At 72.7% G+C, this 24,873-nt stretch carries 16 protein-coding genes; 5 read left to right on the top strand and 11 right to left on the bottom strand.

The window, feature by feature from the left end; genetic code table 11:
• Window positions 1-103 precede the first annotated feature (103 nt).
• Window positions 104-1,384, bottom strand: coding sequence for a kynureninase (locus ACFV9Q_RS23445; RefSeq protein WP_377236403.1), 1,281 nt, complete (start codon window positions 1,382-1,384; stop codon window positions 104-106).
• Window positions 1,385-1,563: 179 nt separating this feature from the next.
• Here ACFV9Q_RS23445 and ACFV9Q_RS23440 point away from each other — a divergent pair, with 179 nt between their 5' ends.
• Entirely contained in the window at window positions 1,564-4,968 is a 3,405-nt protein-coding gene (locus ACFV9Q_RS23440) for a discoidin domain-containing protein (protein ID WP_377236402.1), read from the top strand.
• 147 nt (window positions 4,969-5,115) lie between these two features.
• Here ACFV9Q_RS23440 and ACFV9Q_RS23435 read toward each other — a convergent pair whose 3' ends face one another.
• From ACFV9Q_RS23435 to mfd, 6 genes are all read right to left on the bottom strand, one after another.
• Window positions 5,116-5,988 carry a hydrolase gene (locus ACFV9Q_RS23435; protein ID WP_377236401.1) on the bottom strand — a complete coding sequence of 291 codons (873 nt, stop codon included), beginning with the start codon at window positions 5,986-5,988 and terminating at the stop codon, window positions 5,116-5,118.
• Complete coding sequence (gene kynA / locus ACFV9Q_RS23430; RefSeq protein ID WP_377229935.1) at window positions 5,981-6,841, bottom strand: tryptophan 2,3-dioxygenase; 861 nt, start codon at window positions 6,839-6,841, stop codon at window positions 5,981-5,983. Before kynA ends, ACFV9Q_RS23435 begins: the two co-directional genes overlap by 8 nt.
• A 23-nt stretch (window positions 6,842-6,864) precedes the next feature.
• Window positions 6,865-8,118, bottom strand: coding sequence for a type II toxin-antitoxin system HipA family toxin (locus tag ACFV9Q_RS23425; RefSeq protein WP_377236400.1), 1,254 nt, complete (start codon window positions 8,116-8,118; stop codon window positions 6,865-6,867).
• 56 nt (window positions 8,119-8,174) lie between these two features.
• On the bottom strand, window positions 8,175-8,477 hold the full coding sequence (locus ACFV9Q_RS23420; protein WP_377229938.1) for a helix-turn-helix transcriptional regulator: 303 nt from the start codon (window positions 8,475-8,477) through the stop codon (window positions 8,175-8,177).
• A gap of 160 nt (window positions 8,478-8,637) precedes the next feature.
• Window positions 8,638-9,561, bottom strand: a complete 924-nt coding sequence (locus tag ACFV9Q_RS23415) for an ABC transporter substrate-binding protein (protein ID WP_377236399.1) — start codon at window positions 9,559-9,561, stop codon at window positions 8,638-8,640.
• A gap of 115 nt (window positions 9,562-9,676) precedes the next feature.
• A complete protein-coding gene (mfd, locus tag ACFV9Q_RS23410) occupies window positions 9,677-13,276 on the bottom strand; it encodes a transcription-repair coupling factor (RefSeq protein ID WP_377236398.1) in 3,600 nt (1,199 codons plus the stop codon).
• A 155-nt stretch (window positions 13,277-13,431) separates the two neighbouring features.
• On the opposite strand from mfd, the gene ACFV9Q_RS23405 reads away from it, so the two are divergent.
• From ACFV9Q_RS23405 to ACFV9Q_RS23390, 4 genes are all read left to right on the top strand, one after another.
• Window positions 13,432-14,550, top strand: coding sequence for an acyltransferase family protein (locus tag ACFV9Q_RS23405; protein ID WP_377236397.1), 1,119 nt, complete (start codon window positions 13,432-13,434; stop codon window positions 14,548-14,550).
• Window positions 14,551-14,751: 201 nt separating this feature from the next.
• A complete protein-coding gene (locus ACFV9Q_RS23400) occupies window positions 14,752-15,981 on the top strand; it encodes an MFS transporter (RefSeq protein WP_377236407.1) in 1,230 nt (409 codons plus the stop codon).
• Window positions 15,978-17,003, top strand: coding sequence for a hypothetical protein (locus ACFV9Q_RS23395; protein ID WP_377236396.1), 1,026 nt, complete (start codon window positions 15,978-15,980; stop codon window positions 17,001-17,003). Before ACFV9Q_RS23400 ends, ACFV9Q_RS23395 begins: the two co-directional genes overlap by 4 nt.
• 4 nt (window positions 17,004-17,007) lie before the next feature.
• The gene (locus ACFV9Q_RS23390) at window positions 17,008-17,781 is read left to right on the top strand and encodes a hypothetical protein (RefSeq protein WP_377236395.1); all 774 of its coding nucleotides are present in this window, start codon (window positions 17,008-17,010) and stop codon (window positions 17,779-17,781) included.
• Between the two features lie 77 nt (window positions 17,782-17,858).
• Here ACFV9Q_RS23390 and ACFV9Q_RS23385 read toward each other — a convergent pair whose 3' ends face one another.
• From ACFV9Q_RS23385 to ACFV9Q_RS23370, 4 genes are all read right to left on the bottom strand, one after another.
• Window positions 17,859-21,809, bottom strand: a complete 3,951-nt coding sequence (locus ACFV9Q_RS23385; protein ID WP_377236394.1) for a DUF4082 domain-containing protein — start codon at window positions 21,807-21,809, stop codon at window positions 17,859-17,861.
• 178 nt (window positions 21,810-21,987) lie between these two features.
• The gene (gene pth, locus ACFV9Q_RS23380) at window positions 21,988-22,593 is read right to left on the bottom strand and encodes an aminoacyl-tRNA hydrolase (RefSeq protein WP_285105733.1); all 606 of its coding nucleotides are present in this window, start codon (window positions 22,591-22,593) and stop codon (window positions 21,988-21,990) included.
• 219 nt (window positions 22,594-22,812) lie between these two features.
• Window positions 22,813-23,424: a 50S ribosomal protein L25/general stress protein Ctc gene (locus ACFV9Q_RS23375; protein ID WP_377227813.1), complete on the bottom strand. Its 612-nt coding sequence runs from the start codon at window positions 23,422-23,424 to the stop codon at window positions 22,813-22,815.
• A 220-nt stretch (window positions 23,425-23,644) separates the two neighbouring features.
• Entirely contained in the window at window positions 23,645-24,850 is a 1,206-nt protein-coding gene (locus ACFV9Q_RS23370) for a GtrA family protein (RefSeq protein ID WP_377227814.1), read from the bottom strand.
• Between the last annotated feature and the right edge of the window lie 23 nt (window positions 24,851-24,873).

Genomic DNA, 24,873 nt, shown 5'->3' with positions numbered 1-24,873 from the left:
CCCGAAGGCCAGGTCCCCCCCTCCCATCCTCCCCCCCCCCCTTTGTGGGGCTCGGGCTTTTTGCGTCGAAAAGTCGTTTGGAGGGCCAACAAATACCCAGCACTCAACGAGCGGGGGTCAGGGTGCGGATCGTCCAGAGGCCTTCCGCGACCTCTGTGAAGCTCGTGCTCAGCGGGGAGAGCCCTACGCGGAGGCCCTGCGGCGGCCGGAAGTCCGGGATCACGCCCCGCTCCCACGACTGCGCGACCACCCGCTTGAAGTCGGGGTGGTCGAGCATGACGTGGCTCCCCCGGTGCTCCGGGTCGCGCGGCGAGGCCACGCGCACGCCGGGCAGGTGCTCGTCGGCGAGCTCGATCGCGAACGCGGTCAGCGCGAGCGACTTCTCACGCACGGCGGGCATGCCCGCCTCCTCGATCAGGGCGAGCATGTCGCGCATCGGCAGCATGCCGATGACGGGCGGCGTGCCGCTGATGAGCTGCCGGATCCCGGTCGCGGGCTCGTACTCGGGGCCCATGGCGAACGGGTCGGCGGCCCCCATCCAGCCCTGGACCGGCTGGCGCACCTCGTCCTGCAGGCCGGCGGCCAGGTAGGCGAATGCCGGTGAGCCGGGCCCGCCGTTGAGGTACTTGTAGGTGCAGCCGACGGCGATGTCCACGCCGTCGGCGTCCAGGTCCAGGGGCACCGAGCCGGCCGAGTGGCACAGGTCCCACAGGACCAGCGCCCCGGCGTCGTGCACGATGCGCGTGATGGCGGGCAGGTCGGCGATGTACCCGGACTTGAACGCGACGTGGCTGAGCAGCACGAGCGCGGTGTCCGGGCCGACGGCGGCCGCCACCTCGTCGGCCGTCACGCCCGCCTCGGCGTCGGGCGTGATCCAGCGGAGCTCCAGGCCCCGCTCGGCGGCGATGCCCTGGAGCACGAACCGGTCCGTGGGGAAGTTCTCGGTGTCCGCGACGATCACGGTGCGGCCGGGCCGCGCGTCGACGGCGGCGCGGGCCAGCTTGTAGAGCAGCACGGTCGTGGAGTCCGCGACGACGGTCTGCCCCGGCGCCGCACCCAGTGCGACCCGGCCGAGCGTGTCGCCGAGCTCCGTCGGCGCGTCCATCCAGCCCTCGTCCCAGGACCGGATCAGGCGCGCGGCCCACGGCCCGTCCACGAACGACGTCAGCCGCTCGCGGGTGGCGGTCAGCGGCCGGCCCAGCGAGTTGCCGTCGAGGTAGGCGATCAGGCCCTCGCTCGGGGCGAAGAGGTCGCGGTAGCGCGCCAGCGGGTCGGCGGCGTCGAGCGCGGTGGCGCGCTCGCGCAGCGCGGCAGGCAGGGCGGCGGCAGGCAGCGCGGCGGACGGCGGCGCGGGCAGGTCGGCGGACGGTGCAGTGTCGGTCACGGAGGCTCCAGGTCGTTCGGTTCCGGCCCGAGCGTACGTCCTGTGCGCGGCAGACCCCGCGGAACCCTTGACGCCCCAGTCCCGGCATCAGTAATGTCCGTGCCAATCAAACGCAAGAACTCGACAAGAGTATGCGTTTTTACGTACAGAACCATGGCAAGTACCCAAGGTCAATCCTGGTGACGACCCCCGTCGACGACGACGGGAGATCGGGGACGATGATGTTCCGCTCCGCCGCACGCCATGCACCACGACGGGGGCTCGCTCCCGGCCTCCTGTCCGCACTCACCGCGACAGCGCTCGCCGCGGTCGTCCTCATACCGACTACGACGACGCCGGCCGCCGCCGCGCCCGCCGTCCTGTCCGCGGGTGCGTCCGCCGCGGCCAGCAGCGCCAACGCGCCCTACCTGGCCGACAACCTCACCGACGGCAATGCGGCCACGTACTGGGAGTCGACCAACAACAGCCTGCCGCAGTGGGCGCAGGTCGACCTCGGCAGCGGGGCCACCGTCGAGGAGGTGGTGCTCAAGCTCCCCGCCGGCTGGGAGGCCCGAACGCAGACCCTGTCGGTGCAGGCCGGCGCCGACGGCTCCACGTTCACCACGCTCTCCGCGAGCGCCGCCCGCCGGTTCGACCCGGCGTCGGGCAACACGGTGACGATCGACGTGCCGGACACGGCGGCCCGCTACGTGCGGGTCTCGATCACGGCGAACACGGGCTGGCCTGCCGGGCAGCTCTCGGAGCTGGAGGTGCGCGGCACGCGGGACGTCCCCGACCCGGAGGAGCCGCAGGAGCCGGTCGGCACGGACCTGGCGGCGGGCCGCGCCATCGCGGCGTCGTCGACGGAGTGGACGTACGTCGCGGCGAACGCCAACGACGGCAACACCAGCACCTACTGGGAGGGTGCGGGCGGGCAGTACCCGAGCACCCTGGCGGTGACGCTGGAGTCCGCGGCGGAGCTGAGCGACGTCGTCGTGAAGCTGCCGCCGGCCACGGCGTGGGGGCCGCGCACGCAGACCTTCGAGGTGCAGGGCCGCACCGGGTCGGGTGACGCGTGGAGCACGCTCGCGCCGTCCGCCGCCCGCGCCTTCTCCCCGGCGACGGGCAACACCGTGACCGTGCCGGTCACGGGCACCGCGCGGGAGGTGCGCCTGCGGTTCACCGCGAACACGGGCTCGGGCAACGGCCAGGTGGCGGAGCTGCAGGTGTTCGGCACGCCGGCGGCCAACCCCAACCTCACGGTCACGGGCGTCTCGGCCACCCCGGCGTCGCCCACGGAGTCGGACGACGTGACGCTGTCCGCCGTCGTGAAGAACATCGGCACCCGGGCCTCGACGGCCACGGACGTGTCGTTCACCGTGGACGGCGACGAGGTGGCGACCGGCCAGGTGGGCGCGCTCGCCGCGGGCGCGCAGGCCACGGTCACGGCCGACGTCGGCACGCTGCTGGCGGGGTCGTACGAGATCGGCGCGGAGGCGGACCCGTCGGGTGCCGTGGCCGAGCAGTCGGAGACCGACAACGGCTACACGCGCCCGGACCCGCTGGTGGTCACCGAGATCGCCAGCTCCGACCTGGTCCCGACCGTGTCGTGGACGCCGACCACGCCCGCGGCGGGCGAGACCGTCACGTTCTCGGCGACGATCGCGAACCGCGGCACCGTCGCGGCGTCGTCGGGCGCGCACGGCCTGACCGTGGTGCTGCGGAACGGCTCCGGCGCGGTGGTGCGCACCCTGACGGGCTCGGTCTCCGGGGCCATCGCACCGGGTGCCACCAGCCAGAGCGTGAACCTGGGCACCTGGACGGCGGCCGACGGCTCGTTCGACGTCACCGTCACCGCAGCGCCCGACCCGACCGAGGTCGCCGCGAAGCGGGCGAACAACGAGGTGACCCGGTCGCTGTTCATCGGCCGCGGCGCCAACCTGCCGTTCGACACCTACGAGGCGGAGGACGGCGCGGCCGGCGGCGGGGCGACCGCGATCGGGCCCAACCGCGTCGTCGGCGACCTCGCCGGCGAGGCGTCCGGCCGCAAGGCGGTCACGCTCGGCCAGACCGGCGCGTACGTCGAGTGGACCACGCGGGCACCCAGCAACTCCCTGGTGGTGCGCTTCTCGATGCCCGACGCCGCAGGCGGCGGCGGCACCAGCGGCTCGCTCGGGGTCTACGTGGACGGGCAGTTCGTCAAGAACATCGACCTGACCTCGCGCTACGCGTGGCTGTACGGCAACGAGGCCAGCCCGGGCAACCAGCCCGGACAGGGTGCCCCGCGGCACATCTACGACGAGGCGAACGCCCTGCTCGGGCGGAACGTCCCGGCCGGATCGACGATCCGCCTGCAGAAGACGGCGAGCAACCCCGGCCCGTACACGGTCGACTTCGTGGACCTGGAGCAGGCGACGGCGCAGGCCAACCCGGACCCCGCCAAGTACATCCAGCCCGCGGGCTTCACGCACCAGGACGTGCAGAACGCGCTCGACCGGTTCCGGATGGACACGACCGGCACCCTGGCCGGCGTCTACCTGCCCGCGGGCGACTACCAGACCGCCAGCAAGTTCCAGGTCTACGGCAAGGCCGTCGACATCGTCGGCGCCGGGCCGTGGTTCACGCGGTTCCTCGCCCCGGCGGGCCAGGAGAACACCGACATCGGCTTCCGGGCCGAGGGGACGGCGAACGGCTCGACGTTCCGCGACTTCGCCTACTACGGCAACTACACGTCGCGGATCGACGGCCCCGGCAAGGTGTTCGACTTCGCCAACGTGCGGGACATGACGATCGACAACATCTGGGTCGAGCACATGATCTGCATGTTCTGGGCCGCCAACATGGACGACTCGGAGATCAAGGACTCCCGGATCCGGAACACGTTCGCCGACGCGCTGAACATGACCAACGGCAGCGCGAACAACCACGTGCACAACAACCAGGCGCGAGGCACCGGCGACGACTCGTTCGCCCTGTTCGCGGCGACCGACGCCGGGGGCAGCGGCCAGCGGGGCAACGTGTTCGAGAACCTGACGTCCACGAACACCTGGCGGGCCGCGGGCCTGGCCGTCTACGGCGGGCAGGACAACACGTTCCGCAACATCTACATCGCCGACACGCTCGTCTACTCGGGCGTGACGATCAGCTCGCTGGACTTCGGGTACCCGATGGAGGGGTTCGGCCCCGCGCCGACCGTCTTCGAGGGCATCTCCGTGGTGCGCTCCGGCGGGCACTTCTGGGGCGCGCAGGTGTTCCCGGCGGTGTGGCTGTTCTCGGCGTCGAAGACGTTCACCGCCATCCGGGTGAACGACCTCGACATCGTGGACCCGACGTACTCCGGGATCATGTTCCAGACCCAGTACGTCGGCGGGCAGCCGGTCAACCCGGTGCAGGACACCGTGTTCACCGACGTGTCGATCACCGGCGCCCAGCGCAGCGGTGACGCGTACGACGCCAAGTCGGGTTACGGCATCTGGGCCAACCCGCTGCCGGAGGCCGGTCAGGGTCCGGCGGTCGGGTCGGCGACGTTCAACGGGCTGACGTTCGGGAACAACTTCCGCGACATCGAGAACCCGACGTCGACGTTCACGATCAACCGCAACTAGGTCACCGACCACCCCGCTGACTCGCCATCTCCCCTCGGCTGAGTCAGCGGGGTGGTCCGACCATCCGGCTGACTCGGCGTATCCCATCGGTCGAGTCAGTCGGGTGGTCGGACCATCTTGCTGACTCGGCGTTCGAAGGGGGGCGAGTCAGTGGGGTAGACGGGTGGACGCGCGGAGCCAGGCGATCAGGTCGATCGCCGTGTCCGGGACCGGGAGCGGGGCGGTCAACGCGGGGACGGCGTCCGGCGGGCCGAGGACGGCGCGGCGCAGCGCCTCCCCCGTCAGGCCCACGGCACCGATCAGCTCGATCTCCCGCTCGTTCACCCCGGCCCGCGCGGGCCCGTTGCCCAGGTCCGTGCCGTACACGAGGCGCCCGCCCGCCGCGACGAACCGGCGCGCGTTGTCGAGCGCGCGGTCCAGACCGGCGGAACCGCCGGGCGCGTCGTGGATCGCGAACGTCGAGATCCAGGTCATGTGGACTGCGCGGGCGATCACCTCGGCCGGCAGCGGCTCCGTCCACGGCACATGCACCAGCGTGTCCGCGCCCGCGTCGATCGCCCGCTCCGCCTGGCCAGCTCCCTCGGCGTGGACGACGACCGGCAGGCCCGCCGCGTGCGCCGCGTCCACGAGCGCCCGCAGCACGTCGTCGGGCAGCAGGGACATGCCCGCGTGGAGGGCGACCTTGACCGCGAAGCCGCCGGCCCGAACGACGTCGGCCACCGCCCCCGCAGCCTCGCCGGGTGCGGCGACGTGCCGCACCGCGGCGTCGGGCGCCCAGGAGCGGCCGGTCGGGTACCCGCCGGGCGCGGTGTGGAACGGCCCGGCGTACCGGATCCGCAGGCCCGACGGCGGCGCGGCCGCCCAGGCGGCCACCTCGCGCGGGTCCCAGCCGAGGTCGTGCAGCTCGACGACCGGCCCGTCGGCCAGCGGCGTCCGGTCGACCAGGCCCAGGTGCACGTGGTGGTCGACGACGCCGGGGAGCGTCGTGCCGGGCACTGTGCCGGGAACCGCCTCAGGCACCGAGCGGACCGTCGATCTCGGTGCGGACCGAGATGAGCTCGGGGAAGAACGTCAGGTCCAGCGCGCGCTTGAGGAAGCCGACGCCGCTGGAGCCGCCCGTGCCGGTCTTGAACCCGATGGTGCGCTGCACCGTGCGCAGGTGGCGGAAGCGCCAGAGCTGGAACGCGTCCTCGATGTCGACCAGGTCCTCGCACGCCTCGTACAGCTCCCAGTAGGCGTGCGGGTCCTCGTAGATCGTCTTGAAGACGGTGATCAGCTCAGGGTGCTCGGTCCAGGCCTGCGTGACGTCGCGCTCCAGGATCTCGGCCGGGACCGCGTGCCCACGTCGTGCCAGCAGGCGGAGGAACGCGTCGTAGACCGTGGGCTCCTGCAGGAGCTGCGCGAGTTGGGCGTGGATCTCGGGCTTGTCCCGGAAGACCTGGAGCATCCCGGCGTGCTTGTTACCCAGCAGGAACTCCACGGCGCGGTACTGGTGGGACTGGAAGCCGGAGGACTGCCCCAGCGAACCGCGGAACTCCGCGTACTCGCTCGGGGTCAGGGTCGCCAGGACCGACCACTGCTCGGTGATGGTGCGCTGGATGTGCTTGACCCGGGCCAGGCCCTTGAGGGCACGGGGCAGGTCGTCGGCGTCCAGGAACCGCCGCACGCCCAGCAGCTCGTGCACCACCAGCTTGAGCCACAGCTCCGTGGTCTGGTGCTGGATGATGAACAGCAGCTCGTCGTGGTGCGGCGGGTCGCTCACCGGGTGCTGCGCCGACAGGAGCGCGTCGAGCCCCAGGTAGGAGCCGTAGTCCATCTCGTCGCGGAAGTCCGTACGGATGGAGGCCTCGATGGGCCGGGTGTTGCCGCTCATGACGCGAGCGTAACCCCGCGCGGTCAGGCCGCCTGCGCCTCGTCCCGGTTCGGGTTCTCGAACGCCTCCGCCATCAGCGCGATCTCCTCCGGCGGCAGGGACATGTCGCGCGCGATCCGCGACCAGCCCGACGTCGCTGCCGCCACCTCGGCGAGCACGCCCCGCGCGTCGTCCTGCCGCAGGCCGTAGGAGTCGGCCGTGGCCAGCAGCACGCGTACGTCCCGGTCGATCCGGGTGCCGCCCGGGCGTAGCGGCGTGGACTCCACGACGGCGAACGGGTTGGGGTTCACGTCGAACAGCGGGGACAGCGACCAGCCGTCCGCGCGGCGCAGGAAACCGTGGTTCTTCATGTGGTCGTCCACGTTGCGCACGAGCAGCGTGAACGCGACGCGGCGGAACAGGTCGTGCCCGTCCGTGGCCGGCCGCCCGGAATGGTCCGCCAGCGTCTCCGCGAGCGTGCGGTAGTCGATGACCTCGAAGAACGCCTTCTGCGTGAGGCTGTCCGCGGACAGGAAGCCGATCCGCCCGCGGTCCGGTCGCCGGTCGAAGCGGCGGGTGAGCAGGATGGAGCGCGACGGACCGATGCGGTGCAGCCGCGCGACCGGCACCTCGATGCCGGCGTCCGAGGCCAGCCGCAGCGTCAGGTACTCCCAGGCCTGCACGTCCCAGCGGTCGCCGGTCTCGGGCAGCTTGGCCATCCACAGGTCGCCCTCGGCGTCCTTCACGGTCACCTTGGGGCGGGCGCCGCCCATGGAGGTCCCGGCCGCGACCAGCAGCCGCACGTCGTGGTCGGTCTCCCGGTGCTGCGCGACGGCGTCCGCGGCGTCGGTCAGCGAGGGCAGGTCCACCAGGTCGGGGACCTCCGCGCGGGGCGGGCCCATGAACGTCTTGCCGTCGTCGAGCGAGAAGCGCAGCGCGCCGAGCCGGGTCTCGTCCTGCACGCCGAGCAGGAAGTCCACCTCGGTCAGCGTCATGAAGCCGCGGCCCTCCGCCCGGGCGGCGCGCCGCTCCGCGTTGAACAGCAGGGTGCGGCCCCACTGGTCGGGCTGGCAGTCGGCCAGGACGCCGAAGAGGGGCCGGTCGCTGCCCGACGGGATGTTGCCCGGCGTCAGGGGCAGCTCGGGGCACAGCGGGTAAGCGCGCGGGTCGCGGAGGTACGCGGCGTCGTAGCGGAACGTGCAGCCGACGAGGGCGCCGCCGCGGTTGAGATGCATGTCGAGGTCACCGGCGCGGACCTGTCCGCCGCCGGGCAGCTCGACCTCGACACGTATCGACAACGGCGATCACCTTCTCGGTTCGTTCGGGCTGCCCGGTCGGACCGGGCTCGGTGTGCTCAGTTGGGGACTCTCACCCGCTGCGGCAGGGCCCGGTCCGCGTGGAACCGGCCCATCTCGGTGGTCAGCGGGTCGCTCGCGCCGACGATGGCGTCGGCCACGCCGAGCACCCGCAGCACCGCGAACGTGTTCTCGAGGCTGACCGTTCCCGTGCCGGTCTCGATGGCTCGCAGCGTCGTGCGCGTGATGCCCGCACGGTCGGCGACGAGCTGGGCCGTGAGGCCGTGGATCTTGCGCCAGGCGCGCACGTGGTCGCCGAGCGACGCGAGATCGCGCTGGGTGCGAAGGGATGTTCTGGCCATGACTGCTCCTTTCGGCTATCAGGCTAACCGACGGGCCCCCTAACGGTCACCAGGGTGGCCGTTATTTCGCGATGCGGAGCGGGTGTTCGGAGGACGGAACGACGACGGGCCGCCCCACGGTGTGTGGGACGGCCCGTTCGGTGCGGCGTTCAGCGGTGCGTCACGGCTGCTGGTTGTTCACCGTGGCGGTCGTGAGGGCACCGGCGGAGAGGTCGTGCTTCGCCAGGATCTCGGCGTACGTGCCGTCGTCGATGATGCTCTGCACCGCGGCCTGGTAGGCCCGCACCATCTCGACGTCGCCCTTGAGGAACCGGAACCCGAGCGGCGTCGGGTTGATGATCTCGGTGTTGGCCACCTGGAAGATGTCGCCCGAGCCGACCTGCTTGGCGTTGTAGGCACCCGTCGACCACTGGGTGAGCTCCGCGTCGGCCTTGCCCGCCTGGACCTGCGCGAGCGCGTCGGCGTCGGTCTCGAACGTCAGCACGTTGACCGGCTTGGCCTGGCACTGGTTGGCGTTCAGCGCCGCCAGGGCCTCCGCCTGCGTGGTCTCGACGAGGACCGCGACCGGACGGCCGCACAGGTCCTTCAGGTTCTTGATGCCCTCGGGGTTGCCCGCCGGGACCATGATCGCGTCGCTGTCGTTGTAGTAGTCGACGAAGTCGGAGTCGGCCTGCCGCTCGGGGGTGTCCGACATCGCAGCCGCCACCACGTCGACGTTGCTCGCGTACAGCTCGTCGACCAGCGAGTCCCAGGGCATGTCCACGAAGTTGTACTTCAGGCCCAGGCGCTTCGACGCGGCGTCGAACAGATCGATCTCGAAGCCGACGATGCGGCCGGCCTCGTTCGTGTACTCGAAGGGCGGGTAGCCCGACTCCGTACCGACGGCGATGCGGGCCGACTCGGCCCGCAGCTCGCCCGGCAGCAGGGCGCGCAGCTCCGGGCGCACCTCCACCGCGGTGCTCTCCGCCGACTCGGCAGAATCGGTCGCGCAGCCGGTCAGCAGGCCGCCGAGCGCGGCCAGCGCCGCGATCGAGCCGGTGACCGCGCGTGCACGGTGTCCACGCACGCGATGTCCGAGTGCCATGCGGTGTCCTCCACGAAACGACATGATGAGCGGGTTACGCGGGTGGAGCCTATACGGTCCGGGTGAGTTGCTGTGAATTCGAGTTTCACCTATCCCACGGACGCGAGGCCTGGGGTCACGAGCGTGTGCCGACCTTAGCGGCAGCCGCCACGTCCGCCAGAATCACCGCGTCGATGAGGCCGCGGGCCCACTCCAGCACCTCGGTCCCGCGCAGCGGGCGCCCGCCGATCCGCGCCGTCGTCGGGAACGGCACGAGGATGGCCCGGATGGCCGGCTTGAGGATGGTGCCCGGGTAGAGCCGCTTGAGCCGGAGCTGCGCCGACTCCGGCAGGTTGACCGGCGCGAACCGGATGTACTTGCCCTGCGCCGTGATGTCCGAGAGCCCGGCCTCCCGCACGTGGTTGCGGAAGTCGGCGACGTCGAACAGCGCGTCCGCGACCTCGGGCAGGACGCCGTAGCGGTCGGTGAGCTCGGCGCGGACCTCCGCGAGCGCCCCGGCGTCGTGGGCGGCGGCGATCTTCTTGTACGCCTCCAGCCGCAGCCGCTCGGTGGCGATGTAGGCCTCGGGCAGGTGCGCGTCGACGGGCAGCTCGATGGTGACCTCGGGTGCCTCCTCCTCGGTGTCGCCACGGAACGCTGACACGGCCTCGCCGACCATGCGCACGTAGAGGTCGAAGCCGACGCCGGCGATGTGGCCGGACTGCTCGCCGCCGAGCAGGTTGCCCGCACCGCGGATCTCGAGGTCCTTCATGGCGATCTGCATGCCCGCGCCGAGGTCGGTGTGGGCGGCCATGGTGGCGAGTCGGTCGTGGGCCGTCTCGGTGAGCGGCTTCTCGGGCGGGTACAGGAAGTAGGCGTAGGCGCGCTCGCGCCCGCGGCCGACGCGCCCGCGGAGCTGGTGGAGCTGGGACAGGCCCAGCATGTCGGAGCGCTCCAGGATCAGGGTGTTGGCGTTGGAGATGTCCAGGCCGGTCTCGATGATCGTGGTGCACACCAGCACGTCGAGCTCCTTCTCCCAGAAGGCGCGGATGACCTGGTCGAGCTGGTGCTCGCTCATCTTGCCGTGGGCCACGCCGATCCGGGCCTCGGGCACGAGCTCGTTCAGGCGGGACGCGGCACGCTGGATGGTCTCCACCTTGTTGTGCACGTAGAAGACCTGGCCCTCGCGCAGCAGCTCGCGGCGCAGCGCGGCCGCGATCTGCTTCTCCTCGTAGGCGCCCACGTAGGTGAGCACGGGGTGGCGCTCCTCCGGGGGCGTGGCCAGCGTGGACATCTCGCGGATGCCGGTCACCGCCATCTCCAGCGTGCGCGGGATCGGGGTGGCGGACATGGCCAGCACGTCCACGTTGGTGCGGAGCTGCTTGAGCGTCTCCTTGTGCTCGACGCCGAAGCGCTGCTCCTCGTCGATGACCACGAGGCCCAGGTCCTTGAAGGCGACGGACCCGGTGATGAGGCGGTGGGTGCCGATCACGATGTCGACGCTGCCGTCCTTGAGCCCGGCGAGCGTCTCCTCGGACTCCTTGGCCGACTGGAAGCGGCTGAGCGCCCGCACGGTCACGGGGAACCCGGTGTACCGCTCGGAGAAGGTCTCGAAGTGCTGCTGCACCAGGAGCGTCGTGGGCACCAGCACGGCGACCTGCTTGCCGTCCTGCACCGCCTTGAAGGCGGCCCGGATGGCGATCTCCGTCTTGCCGTACCCGACGTCGCCGCACACCAGGCGGTCCATCGGCACGGACTTCTCCATGTCGGCCTTGACCTCGTCGATGGTGGCGAGCTGGTCGGGCGTCTCGACGTAGGCGAACGCGTCCTCCAGCTCGCGCTGCCACGGGGTGTCGGGGCCGTAGGCGTGGCCCTCGGTCGCCATGCGCGCGCTGTAGAGCCGGATCAGCTCGCTCGCGATCTCGCGCACGTGCTTGCGGGCCTTGGCCTTGGTGTTCTTCCAGTCGGCGCCGCCCATCTTGGAGAGCGACGGCGACTCGCCGCCCGTGTACTTGGTGACCTGGTCGAGCTGGTCGGTGGGCACGAACAGCCGGTCGCCCGGCTGGCCGCGCTTGCTGCTCGCGTACTCGATCACGAGGTACTCGCGGGTGGCCCGGTTGCCGCCGGTGCCCATGGTGCGCTGGGCCATCTCGACGAACCGGCCGACGCCGTGCTGCTCGTGCACCACGTAGTCGTCGGCCTTGAGCTGGAGCGGGTCCACGACGTTGCGGCGCCGGCTCGGCATCCGGCGCATGTCGCGGGTGTTCGCGCCGGCGCGTCCGGTCAGGTCCTGCTCGGAGAAGACGGCGAGCTGGAGCTCGGGCGCCACGAAGCCCTTGCCCACGCCGCCGGCCAGCACGTGCACGACGCCGGGCTCGGGCTCCTCCTCCAGCGACACCGCCAGCCGGGCCGCGGTGCCGGCCGCGGAGAGCTGCTCGGTCATGCGCTTGGCCGGGCCGTGGCCCTCGGTGGTCAGCACGAGGCGCCAGCTCGCGACCTGCAGCCCGTGCACGTCGTCCAGCGCGCGGGCGAGGTCGCCGCGGTAGGACTCGACGTCGCGCGCGCTGATCGTGAACACGGACTCGCCGACGCCCGACGACGCGTCGTCCGACTCCTCGGTGAGCTCCGTGTCCTGCGTGAAGGAGGAGAGGGTCCACCAGCCCAGGCCGCGCCGGGCCGCGATCTCGCGCACCTCGGCGAAGGTCTCGAAGGACGCCGCGGACAGGTCGATGGGCGCCGCTCCGCCGGCGACCGCGCCGGTCCAGGCCGCGGCGAGGAACTCCTCGGTGGTCGCCACGAGGTCGTGCGCGCGGCGGCGCACGCGCTCGGGCTCGTTGACCACCAGCAGCGCGTCGTCGGGCACTAGCTCCAGCACGGGGACCATGCGGTCCACCAGCACCGGGGCGAGCGACTCCATGCCCTCCACGGCGACACCGGCGGCGAGCTTGTCGAGCATCTCGACCGCGCCCGGCAGCGTCTCCACCAGCTCCGCCGCGCGGGCCCGGACGGCGTCCGTCAGCAGGATCTCGCGGCACGGCGGCGCCCAGACGCCGTGCTCCGCGATCTCCAGGCTGCGCTGGTCGGCCACGGCGAACCAGCGGATCTCCGTGACCTCGTCGCCCCAGAACTCGCACCGCAGCGGGTGGTCCTCCGTGGGCGGGAACACGTCGAGGATGCCGCCGCGCACCGCGAACTCGCCGCGCCGCTCCACCATGTCCACCCGGGTGTAGGCGGCGGCGGTGAGCCGCTCGGCCACGTCGGTCAGGTCGGCGGTGGTGCCGGTCTCGAGCTGGACCGGCTCCAGCTCCCCCAGGCCCTCGACGACGGGCTGGAGCAGGGCCCGGACCGGCATCACCAGCAGCCGGACCTCGCTCGCCTGCCCGTGCCCCTCGGCCGGGTGCGCGAGCCGGCGGAACACCGCCAGGCGCTTCGCGACGGTGTCGGCGCGCGGGCTGAGCCGCTCGTGCGGCAGCGTCTCCCAGGCGGGGAGCACGGCGACCTCGTCGCCCCGCTCCTCCGGGAGGTAGCCGCGGAGGCTCGCGGCCAGGTCGTCGGCCTCCCGGCCCGTCGCGGTCACCACCACGAGGGGACGCCGCTCGGCCGCGGCCACCAGCAGCGGCGGACGGACCCCCACCGGGCCCACCACGTCCGCGAAGCCACGGGTGCGCACGTGCTCCACGGCGGCGGAGGCGCCGGGATCGCGCAGGAGAGTGGGGAGGAGGCCGGTGAGGTTCATAGATCTGTTCCTTCGAGGGCGCACGACGACGGGCCCTTCACAGGCATGACCCGGGGAGGGTCAGGGGGTGAGGGGCTGGGTCCCAGGCTACTCCTGGGCACTGACACCGCAGTTTGCGGTGCCTTCCGTCCCGCTCTGTCCTACGATGACCGGCAATGTTCACCCCCTCCGGTCCCCCGCGGCACGGCACGCCCGCGGTGCGGGACGCCGCTCTCGCGCGCCGCGGCGCCTTCCGCCTCGCCTGGCCCGACGCCGCGCGCGGCCTGGCCATCTCACTGGTCGTGCTCTACCACGCGACCAACTGGACGTGGTCCACGGGGTACGAGGTGAGCGTCCTGCGCGAGGTCAACGAGACGCTGCGCAGCCTGCGCATGCCGCTGTTCTTCGCGGTCGCCGGCATGTTCGCCGGCAAGTGGACGGCGGTGCCGTGGTCCCGGCTGGCCCGCGGCAAGCTGCTCCACTTCGCCTGGGTCTTCGTGCTGTGGGAGCCGGTCTCCCTGGTGGTGCGCCTGCTCACGGGCTACTACCAGGTGGCGGACGCCGACTGGGGCACCCTCGCGCACGACCTCGCCTGGTCGCTGCTGGTCCCCCGTTCGGAGCTGTGGTTCCTCTGGACGCTGGCCGCGTTCTTCGTCCTCGCGCGCCTGCTGCGCCCGGTCCCCGTGCCGGTGCAGCTGCTGGCGGCGGCGGCCGTGAGCGGGTGGGCGCTGGCCGGCTGGGAGCCGGAGAGCATCGCGTGGCGCGGCACGGCGCAGTTCGCGGTGTTCTTCCTGGCGGGCCTGCACCTGCGGCCGCTGCTCGAACGGTTCGCCGAGCGCGTCACCTGGCTCTGGGCGCTCCTCGCCGTCGGCCTCTGGCTCGGCATCCAGATCGCGGTGCGCGACCTCGGCCTGGCCGACATCCCCGGGCTGTACCTGCTGGCCAACGTCGCCGGCGTGCCGGCCGGGGTGGCGGTGAGCGTGCTGCTCTCCCGGGTGCCCGGCGCGCTCGGGCTGCGCTGGATCGGCGCGCGCACGCTGCCGGTCTTCGTCACGCACACGTCGGTCGTCCTCGCGCTGCTCTGCCTGCTGTACCGCAACGCGGTCTGGGTCCCGGCGCCGCAGTCGCAGTGGCTGCCCGTGGTCCTCTGGGCGGCGGCGATCGGCGTCGGGCTGGGTCTGGGCGCGCTCGCGCCCCGGATCGGCGCGCGCTGGCTGTTCGCGCCGCCGCGCTGGCTGGCCGGGTCAGGAAGGGTGCCGACGTCGACCCGCCGGGCAACCGCCTCACCCGGGTGAGAAACCCAGTTCACCCCTGCCTGACCGGTCGTGACCCGGGGCCCCGGTCGTAGCCTGAGCCACATGTCAGGGCTCCTCCGCGCTGCTCCGGGAGGGACCGGCACACCGACCGGAACTCCGTCCCCCGAACGGCCGGGCACGCGACCAGCCGCCCGGTCGGACGCCGCGCGCCGCCGCGCCGGGCGGGTCTCCTCCACGGTCGTGACGCTCGGCGTGGTGAGCTTCCTGACGGACGTCTCCTCCGAGGCGGTCACCGCGATCCTGCCCCTGTACGTCACCGCCGCGATGGGCCTGTCGGTGGTCGCGTACGGGGTGGTCGACGGCCTCGTCCAGGGCGCCGGCGCCCTGGTCCGGGTCGCCGGCGGCTGGGCCGCGGACCGGACCGACCGGCCCAAGTGGGTCGCCGCCGTCGGCTACGGGCTGTCCGCCCTGACCCGGGTCGGCCTGCTGTTCGCCGCGGGCCTCCCGGCCATCGCGAGCCTCGTCGTCACCGACCGGATCGGCAAGGGCGTGCGCACGGCCCCGCGCGACGCCCTCATCGCGGCGTCCGCCAACCCGCGCAACCTCGGGCGCTCCTTCGGGGTGCACCGCGCGCTGGACACCGCGGGGGCGGCGCTCGGCCCCCTGCTCGCGTTCGTGGTGCTCTGGGCCATCCCGGACGGGTACACGACGGTCTTCGTGATCTCGCTCGGCGCCGCGGTGCTCGGCGTCGGCGCCCTGGTGCTCCTCGTCCCGGACCTCCGGCCCCGGCAGGCCGCCTGGCTGAGGACCCACCGCACCCGCGAGTCACGCGGGCTGCCCAAGTGCAAGGGCTGCTCGTGCGAGGCGCCGGGCGGCCTGGAGCTCGCCGGGCGCCCGTTCTCGTGGAGCTTCCTGCGCGGCGGCGCCACGGTGCGCCTCCTCGTCGTCGCCGGGCTCCTGGGCCTGCTGACCGTGGGCGACGGGTTCGTCTACCTCGCGCTCCAGGACCGCGACGGCTTCGCGACGCAATGGTTCCCGCTGCTGTACGTCGGCACCAACGCCGTGTACATGCTGCTCGCGGCGCCCGTCGGCCGGTTCGCCGACCGCTTCGGCCGGGCCCGCGTGCTGGTCTGGGGGCACGTGCTGCTCGCCGCCGCGTACGTGTGCGCGGCCGCGCCGTTCGCCGGCACGACGACGACGGTGGTCGCCCTGGTCCTGCTCGGCGCCTTCTACGCCGCGACCGATGGCGTGCTGTCCGCGCTGACCAGCGCGCTGGTCCCCGCGGCCGTGCGTGGCACCGCGATCGGCACCGCCCAGACGGTCACGGCCGTCGCGCGGATGGTCGCCTCCGCCGGGTTCGGCGTGCTCTGGTACGCGACCGGCCGGGTCGACGCGCTGTGGATCGCGACGGCGGCGCTCGCGCTCGCCGTCCCGGTCTGCGCCTACCTGCTGCGGAAGTCCCCCGCATGAGCCCGCACGCGACCCGGCGCACGGCGTTCGGCGCGCTGGCCGTGGTGGTGCTGGCCGGCACCGGCTGGTACGTCACCACCGAGGTGCTGCGCGCCCGGGCCGAGCAGGCCGCCCCCAGCGCGGTCGAGGTGGCCGAGGACGTGCTGGACGGCCCGCACGTGCTGTTCCGCGGCACGGCGCCCGGCGAGCTGTACGGCCGGGTGTCCGCCGTCGCGCTCGACGACCTCTCCGGACCCCGCGAGGTGACGCCGGCCGTCTGCGACCGCGTCGACTCCGACGGCGAGACGACGGTCTGCCTGCACACCCGCCGCGGCGTCGTCACCACCTACGAGGCCGAGGTGCTCGACGACGCGTGGGAGCCCACGGCGAGCTGGCCCCTGCCCGGCGTCCCCAGCCGCACGCGGCTGTCGCCGGACGGCCTGGTGGCCACCACGGCGTTCGTGACCGGCCACTCGTACGCCACGACGGGCTTCTCCACGGAGACGACGGTGCACCGCGCCGACGGCTCCGACGTGTCCGGCAACCTCGAGGACTTCACGCTGCTCGTCGACGGCGAGCCCGTGGCACCCGTGGACCGGAACGTGTGGGGCGTGACCTTCGTGGACGAACGGACCTTCTACGCGACGGTCCAGTCGCAGTCGCTCGGCCGCACCTGGCTCGTCCAGGGCGACCTGGACGACCGCACCCTCGTCACGCTGCTCGACGGCGTGGAGTGCCCCTCGCTGTCGCCGGACGGGACCCGCCTGGCGTTCAAGCACGACGCCCGGGAGCCCGGCGCGGCCACGCCGCACTGGACCCCGGCGGTGCTCGACCTCGACACGATGGCGGTCACCGTGCTGGACGGCGAGGAGCGGAACGTCGACGACCAGATCACCTGGCTCGACGACACGACGATCCTGTACGGGCTGCCCCGCGCCGACGCGCCGGGCACCACCGACGTCTGGGCCCTGCCCGCGGACGGCTCGACGGCTCCGGCCGTCGCGATCCCGCAGGCCTGGTCCCCGAGCGTGGTCAGGGGATGACACCATGCGCACGAACCGTAGGAGCACCGCGGCCCGGAGTACTGCGGCCAGGAGTACCGCGGCCGCCGCACCGCTGCTGGCCGCGGCCCTGGTCCTGACCGGCTGCACCGGCACGCCCGAGGCGAGCCGGACACCCGACGACGGCACGGCCTCCGCGACGAGTCCCGGCACGGCCTCGGCCACGCCGTCGGACGAGCCGGACGACGCGGGCACCGGGTCGGCCGAGCCCAGCACGGAACCGGGCACGAGCGCGGGGCCGAGCACCGAACCCGAGACCGAGCCGACGAAGACGGGGGCCACTGCGCCCATGCCGGACGGCGGCAGCGACGGGCAGAGCGGCGGCGACGGCAGCGAGGTGATCCCGCCCGTGGCGCAGGACGGGTCGCCGGCGAACGGCCTGGGCAACGCCACCGGACCGGCCGCCGGCCGGCTCGGCGGCGGCCAGCGGACCGGCAGCGCCGCCGGCCTCGTCGCGGGCTTCCCCGACGACGTCGTGCTCGTGCCGAAGGGGGCCGACGTCGAGTCGAGCTCCGTGACCGGGGCGGACGGCCGCTTCCAGGTCACGCTCGACGCGACCGTCGACGCAGCGTGCACCGACGTGCTGCTCGACTACCGCTCCTGGTTCACCTCCGGCGGCTTCGCCGAGAAGGACACGACGAACCGGCCCCGCCGCACCGTCGTCGACCTGAACCGCAAGGGCGACAGCGTGGTGCTCACCACCGTCCGCGCCGGCGACGGGTGCGCGGTCACGGTGTTCGCCACGCTGACGGCGCGCTGAGCCCGGCCCGCTGAGCCGCCCGCACGAGAGAGGCGGACGCCGCCCGCACGGCGGCGTCCGCCTCTCCGGCGTCGTCCCTACTGGTCGGTGAACACCGGGTCCACCCAGTACCCGGAGCTCTGCCAGGTGTACTGCGGGAACCCGCCGCCGTAGAGGTAGGTACCGGCGTTGGCGGGCGCCGTCAGCGGGCCGACGGTGCGCGCCTGGGAGAAGTAGCCCGACCCGGCCGCGTAGCCGCCGTTCGGCGCGAGGTAGGACACGGTGTAGGTGCTCCCGGCGGTGACCGCCACCCGCTGCGCCAGCGTGACCGTCTGCCAGCCGTCGCTCCCGCCCGACGCCGCCTGGGCCGTCGCCAGGCGCGTGCCCGCGGAGTTCCACACCGACACCGTCTGGGTGCCCGTGTTCGCCGGCCCCCGGTAGAAGCGCACGGCCGTGACGAAGCCGCTGCGGCTCGCGGTGAACCGCGTGCCGAGCTCCACGGCCGCGCCGTCGTCGGCGGACGCGAGCGGCGGCACGTCGGCGCCGAAGATGGTGCACGGGCACTGACCGTCGGCCGCCTTCGTGGTGAACGACCACGACGTCGGGCCGAGCGTCTGCCCGCCGGTCGTCTTCCCGGTGAACGCGGCCGTGTAGGACGCGCCGGCCGTCAGGGCGCTCCCGGGCGTGAACGTCACCGTCGTGCCGGAGACGGCCAGCGTGCCGGTCACCGCCGCCCCGCCGGGGCCGGTCAGCGTCAGCGTCGTGCCGGAGGTCGCGAGCGTCTGCGAGGCCGTGACCGAGACCTTGGTGCTCGTCGCCACGTCGACCGCGGAGGCGGACGGAGTCCGAGACGTGATGGTCGGGGCCGCGGCGGCCGGCTCGAACTGCACGTCGACGAGGTAGGACGAGGACGTCTGGGTCGTCGGGCGGCCGGAGCCGTAGAGGTACACGCCGGCGTTCTGCGGCGAGCTCAGGTCCCCGACCGTCCGGGTGGCGCCGAGCGCACCGAGCGTCACCGGGTAGCGGCCCGTCGGCGCGCGGTAGCCCACGGTGTACTCCTGGCCGCCGGTCACGTCGGCGGGCGTGTCGAACGTGACGTCCTGCCACCCCTGCGGCACCGGGTCCGAGACGGTCTTCTGCGCGACGACCTGCCCGTTGCTCCCCCACAGGGTGGCCACGAACGGCCCCGCCATCTGGGTCGACTTCCAGAACTGCAGCCCGGAGACCTTGCCGGACACGCGCGGCGTGAACCGCATGCCCAGCACGACGGCGGCGTTGTCGGCCGCGGCCGTGACGCCCGGCACCATCGTCTCGTCGAACAGGCCGCACGGGCACGTCGTGGACGGCGGGCGAAGCGTCCGGAAGCTCCAGGTGCCGCCGTCGGACAGGGTGGTGCCGTCGGCCGTCTTGGCGGAGGCCACCATCTTGTACGTGGCGAACCCGGCCAGCGGCGACGACGGCGTGAAGGTGGCCGTGCGGGTGGCCGCGTCGTAAGACACGGTCCCGGGGGCCGCCGTGCCGGCCTGGTCGGTCAGCGCCATGGTGATCGACGACGCCACGACGCTCTTGGAGAACGTGATCCGCACCGGGGCGTCCAGCCGCACGCTGACCTCGCCGGGGACCGGGGTCCGCGAGGAGGCGACCAGCGGCGAGCTGTCGTTCGTCGTGTAGACGGCGTCCACCCAGTAGTTGGCGTTGTCCCAGTTCTGGTTCGGGACCGTGCCGGGCGAGCCGTACAGACCGGCCGGCGGAGCGCTGAACCCGCCCGGGACCGTGAGCGGCCCGGCCTCGCGCCCCGTGGTCTGGAAGGCCCACGGGGTCGACGTGTACCCGCCGTTGGGCGCGGTGTAGGACACCGTGTACGCCTGCCCGCCGACGACGGGGACGGGAGTCGTGAACGACGCCTCCTGCCAGCCGGTCGATGTCTCACCGGTGAACTGCACCCGGGCGAGCTGCTCGCCGGACGCGCTCCACAGCGCGCCGAAGTGCGTGCCCGTGTTCGCCGCCGTCTTGTGGAACCGCACGCCGCTCACGTAGCCGCTGTCGGTGGGCACGAACCGCATGCCCAGCTCGACGGCCGACGAGTCGTCGGCCGGGCCGGTCGGCGGCGTGGTGGTGCCGAACACTGTGCACGGGCAGGTCACCGTCGCGCCCACCGTCGCCACCGCCCCCATGTTCGCGGAGTCGTCGATCGCCCGGGCGCGGAGCTGCGTCGCGCCGGACCCGAAGGCCTGGCCGGTGTACTTCCAGCTCGCGCGGCCCTCGGCAGGGTGCCAGGACTTGCCGCCGTCGAGCGACACCTCGACGCCGGCCACCTTGCCCGCAGCGTCCGTGGCCGTGCCCGTGACGGTCACGCTCGCCCCGCCGCGGTAGGTCTGCCCCGCGGCCGGGCTCGTGATCTGGGTGGTCGGCCCGGTGGTGTCCGTCGTCTTGCTCGCCGGGGTGATGCCCGAGGCCAGGGTGCCCGGCTGGATGCCCATGTCCGCGAAGAGGTTGACCGTCGCCTGGCGCATCCGCGAGTCGGCGGGCGCGCCGTTGCCGTCGTGCTCCTGGTCCAGGCCCCAGGCCCACTGCACCGTGCCGGCGGAGAACACCAGGGCGCCGCTCGTGGCCTTGTACAGGGTGATGGTGTGCTTCGTGACGCCGGGCGCCACCGTGTTGCCGAAGTCCTGCAGGTACTCGGGGACGTTCCCGACGGTCGTCGACATGCGGATCAGGCCCGCCGGTCTGAAGCCGTTGTCGAGGTCCTCGTTCGACTCGTACCCGACCGTGTGCTGCGCGAGCGCCTGCGAGGTGCCCGCGGGCAGGCTGTTCAGCGTCGTGCCGCGCCAGATGCGCAGCTTGCCGTCCTCGGACGTCACCGTGAGCGGCAGGTCCGAGTAGTTGGTCGTGTACAGGGTGCCGATCACGCCGTTCTCGGGCTTTCCGGCGCCCGCGGCCGAGCTCGCGTACCGCGGGTCGCGCCAGGTCCCGGTCCACTCGCTGGACGGGTCGATCTTGGCCCGGCCCCAGGTCTCCTTGTAGGACACCAGGGTGCGGTGGTCGGACGGCGTGCCGACGGCGGACGGCTCCCAGCGCGTGTGCCAGTACATGTCGTTCCCGGCGAAGAAGCCGAGGTGCACCCCGGCGTCGCGGGCCCGTTCGACGGCGGTCCGCTGCGCGGCAGACCAGTACTCGTCGTGCCCCACGGACAGGAAGGCCTTGTGGTCGAGCAGCCGGGCCCCGTCGCGGTCGGTGTCGACGCCCGAGATATAGGTGACGTCGTAGCCGTTCTGCTCCATGAACCGGACCATCGCGTACTCGGCGCTGAAGTAGAAGTCGCGGCCGTTCTCCAGGCCGCGGGTCGCGAAGGGGCGGTTGTAGCTGAGCTTGTAGGCGCGCCCGTTGGCGCCGCCGGTGTAGAAGCTGGACCCGCCGTAGGTGTTGTACGCCTGCCACGTGGTGTCCGACGTCTGGAAGACGACGTCGGAGGTGGACCCGTCGTCGCGCACGACGAACGTGATGTGGCTCTGGCCGCCGGTGTCGGTCCGGGTCAGCAGGGCGATGTACACGCCGGACACCGCCGTGGTCGGCACGTCCCAGCCCGCGGAGACGCCCCAGCCGCCGCAGTCGACCAGCTCGGTGGTCACGTCCCAGGCGCACTCCGGCTGCCGCTGCGGCAGCGTGGCGCTCGGCGTGACCGACGCGATCTTGCGCGCGCCGAGCCCCTGGTACCAGCCGGTGCGGTAGATGTCGATCGTGTAGGCCCGGGCGTCGGTGTCGATCTTGAACGAGACCCGCTTGCCCGTGTCCACGCTCATCTCGGTGGCGAAGCCCTGGATGCTGGCGTCGCCGGACCGGTCGATGTCCCACACGTCGGGGGACGTCCCCGGCTTCGAGTTCTCGCACATGACCGGGTTGCTCCCGGGTGCGCACGGGTCGGCCGCGGACGCCGCGGGAACCACCGCCAGCAGTGCTGACGAGGCCGCGAGGACGGCGACGACGAAGGCCGCGAGGGGCCGACGGCCCCGGCGGGTCCGGTGTGACGAAAGTGCGAAGGTGCTGCCCACATCGCCACCCTAGGAGCGCCCGTGCCGGTTGGGCCCGGCCAGGACGGCATGATCACCCGCGGTTCACCCGGTTGCCTACAGCGCTGTCAGAACCCGCCGGGAACGACGGATCCCCAGGTCAGCGAAGCGACCTGGGGATCCGGAGACACGCGGTGCGGGACGTGCGGCGCGGGCGGGCTCAGGCCTTGGCGACGTGGTACTTGCCCTGGGCCGCGAGCAGCCCCTCGGTGAGCAGCATCTCGACGGCGTCGGCGGCGTCGTCCACGAGGATCGGCAGGTCCTTCTTCTCCGTGCCGCTGAAGTCGCGCAGCACGTAGTCCGCCGTGTCCATCCGCCCGGGCGGGCGGCCGACGCCGACGCGCACCCGGTGGTACTCCTTGGTGCCGAGCGCCTTGGTGGTGTCGCGCAGGCCGTTGTGGCCGCCCTCGCCCCCGCCGACCTTGAGCTTGATGGTGTCGAACGGGATGTCCACCTCGTCGTGCACCATGACCACGTGGTCGGGCTCGACGTCGTAGTACTTCGCGAGCGCGCTGACCGGGCCGCCCGAGGTGTTCATGTACGTGGTCGGCTTCGCCAGGATCACGCGGGGTCCGGGGGCTCCGCCGGGCAGCACCCCGAGCCGGGCCTCCGCGACGACGGCCTGGGCCCGGGCGTGCTTCGAGAAACGCGCGCCGGTGCGCTCGGCCAGCAGGTCCAGCACCATCTGCCCCACGTTGTGCCGGTTGCCGGCGTACTTGGGGCCGGGGTTGCCGAGCCCGACGACGAGCCAGGGCCGGTCACTCATGTCATGTTCCCTTCACGACGGCGTTCACGGGGCAGGGCTGCCGCACCGCGCCGGGGACGGCACGGCGGAGGCCGCACGGCGGAGACAGGTCAGGCCGAGGTGGAACCCGCGCCGCGCACGATCCTCTCGTGCGCGCGTCAGGACGTTCCACCTCGGCCCGTCATACCTCGGCCCGGTACGTCCGGCTCAGGCCGGGACGCTCCGGGGTACGGGAGGGGCTCAGCCCTCCGAGGACGCCTCGGCGGCCGAACCGGCGGACTCCGCCGACTCCTCGGCCTCGTCCGGGCTGGCCTCGCCGCGCGGCTCGGTGATGAGCACGACGACCGCGTTCGGGTCGGTGAGCAGCGTCGAGCCCGCCGGGAGGGTGACCTCGCTCGCGTGGACCTGCGCGCCGGTCTCGAGGCCCTCGATGGAGACCTCGACCGACTCGGGCAGGTGCGTGGCCTCGGCCTCGACGGAGAGGGTCTGCTCCTCGACCAGGTGGATGGTGCCCGGGGCCGACTCGCCCACGATGTTCACGGTGATGTCGACGGTGATCTTCTCGCCGGCGCGCACGACCTGCAGGTCGATGTGCTCGATGACGTTGCGGACCGGGTCGCGCTGGATGTCCTTGGCGACGGCCAGCTGGCCCTTGCCGTCCAGCTCGATGGAGAACAGCACGTTGGCCTGGCGCAGCGCCAGCATCGACTCGTGGCCCGGCAGGGTCACGTGCACCGGGTCGGTGCCGTGCCCGTACAGGACAGCGGGGATCTTGTTGTCGCGGCGGATGCGGCGGGCCGCACCCTTGCCGAACTCGGTGCGGGGCTCAGCGGCGAGCTTGATCTCGGCCATGGGAACTCACTCCTGGAAGATATGTGTGCAACTCGAAGATGGCGGCTGCGTCGGCGCGGGACACGTGACGGGCGCGGAGCGGGCACGCGGGGCGAGGTGCTGGAGGGGTACTCCGCCCGGGGCCGCCGACGGCCGCCCAGTCGATCACGGACGCCGGCCGAGTGCTTGCGGGATCAGGTCCCGCCGCGGCCGTCAGACGTCCCTCGCCGAGGCAACCTGACTACTGTACCCGCTCGTCGGCGCGATCCGCACCGAGAGGCGGTGTGACTCCGATCGCCGGCTGCGTGCGCCGGGGCTTGTAGACCACCTGGACGTGGAAGACGAACCGGAGCAGGAACGCCACGACGAGCGTCACCGCCTGCACCAGGACGGGCCACATGCCCGTGTGCTCGACCAGCCACCACAGCACGGGCAGCCGGATGGCCGCCTCCGTGCCGTTGAACGCGAACGAGTGCGCGAACCGCGACCAGACGCCGCGGCCCTCGTCGCGCAGGTCCCGGAACACGAAGCGTTCCTGCAGCAGGAAGTTGATCAGGATCGTCACGACGGCAGAGATCACCGCCGCCTGCACGTAGTGCACGCTCAGCGCGGTGAGCAGCCACAGGATGAGGATGTTGAGCACGGCCCCGAAGCCGCCGATGATCGCGAACCGCGACATCCGCCCGAACCGCAGCGCCGCGAGTTGCTCCAGGTAGCGCAGCCCCGTCCTGAAGGTCGCCTTGGAGTGCCCCGCGTACCGCTCGCCGAACACGAACGGCTCCTCGCCCACGGCGAGGGTGTTGCGCGCCAGCAGCTCGAGCAGGATCTTGAAACCGCGCGGGTGCAGGGCGTCGAGGTCCAGGCTCTCCACGCGGGCGGCGAAGAAGCCGGTGAGCGGGTCGGTCACGTTCCGCAGCCGGACCGGGAACATGGAGCGCGCCAGCAGGGCCGAGGCGATCGAGACACCGTGCCGCCACCAGCCGTCCAGGCCCCCGGCGTCGCCGTCGCCCGTGTACCGGGACGCCACGACGAGGTCGAGGCCTGCCTCCCGCCCGCGCGTGACGAGCGCGGGCACGAGCTCCGGCGGGTGCTGCAGGTCGCCGTCCATCACCACGGCCCACTCGGTGTCCACCGTGCGCAGCCCCGCCACGACGGCGCCGCTGAGCCCGCCCTGCGGCGTGTCCCGGTGCAGCAGCCGCACCGGGACGGGTGCGGTGGCCGCCACCTCGCGGATCCGGTCGGGGGTGTCGTCGTCCGAGTCGTCGACGAAGAGGATCTCGGCCAGCTCCGGTGCCCCCACCGGAGCGGGGCCGCCCTCGGGTCCCTGCGGGACGCCGGGGCGGCGACCGTCGTCGGGCAGCACCCCGAAGGCGGCGCAGAGCCGCTCCGTGAGCGCGGCGACGTTGGGTCCCTCGTTGAACGTAGGGACCACGACGGTGACGGTCACTGACCCTCCCAGATCGATGTCAA

This window comes from Promicromonospora sp. NPDC059942 (assembly GCF_042731755.1).
Taxonomy (GTDB): domain Bacteria; phylum Actinomycetota; class Actinomycetes; order Actinomycetales; family Cellulomonadaceae; genus Promicromonospora.
The sequence above is the reverse complement of the archived record's forward strand: the minus strand, read 5'-3'. Positions and strand labels throughout refer to the sequence as shown.

What these genes read in the sequence shown, in the direction of transcription:
- kynA (WP_377229935.1), bottom strand. Translation starts at nt 6,841, where the DNA reads ATGAGCGGCAACACCCGGCCCATCGAGGCCTCCATCCGTACGGACTTC.
- ACFV9Q_RS23420 (WP_377229938.1), bottom strand. Translation starts at nt 8,477, where the DNA reads ATGGCCAGAACATCCCTTCGCACCCAGCGCGATCTCGCGTCGCTCGGC.
- ACFV9Q_RS23415 (WP_377236399.1), bottom strand. Translation starts at nt 9,561, where the DNA reads ATGGCACTCGGACATCGCGTGCGTGGACACCGTGCACGCGCGGTCACC.
- mfd (WP_377236398.1), bottom strand. Translation starts at nt 13,276, where the DNA reads ATGAACCTCACCGGCCTCCTCCCCACTCTCCTGCGCGATCCCGGCGCC.
- ACFV9Q_RS23405 (WP_377236397.1), top strand. Translation starts at nt 13,432, where the DNA reads ATGTTCACCCCCTCCGGTCCCCCGCGGCACGGCACGCCCGCGGTGCGG.
- ACFV9Q_RS23395 (WP_377236396.1), top strand. Translation starts at nt 15,978, where the DNA reads ATGAGCCCGCACGCGACCCGGCGCACGGCGTTCGGCGCGCTGGCCGTG.
- ACFV9Q_RS23390 (WP_377236395.1), top strand. Translation starts at nt 17,008, where the DNA reads ATGCGCACGAACCGTAGGAGCACCGCGGCCCGGAGTACTGCGGCCAGG.
- pth (WP_285105733.1), bottom strand. Translation starts at nt 22,593, where the DNA reads ATGAGTGACCGGCCCTGGCTCGTCGTCGGGCTCGGCAACCCCGGCCCC.
- ACFV9Q_RS23375 (WP_377227813.1), bottom strand. Translation starts at nt 23,424, where the DNA reads ATGGCCGAGATCAAGCTCGCCGCTGAGCCCCGCACCGAGTTCGGCAAG.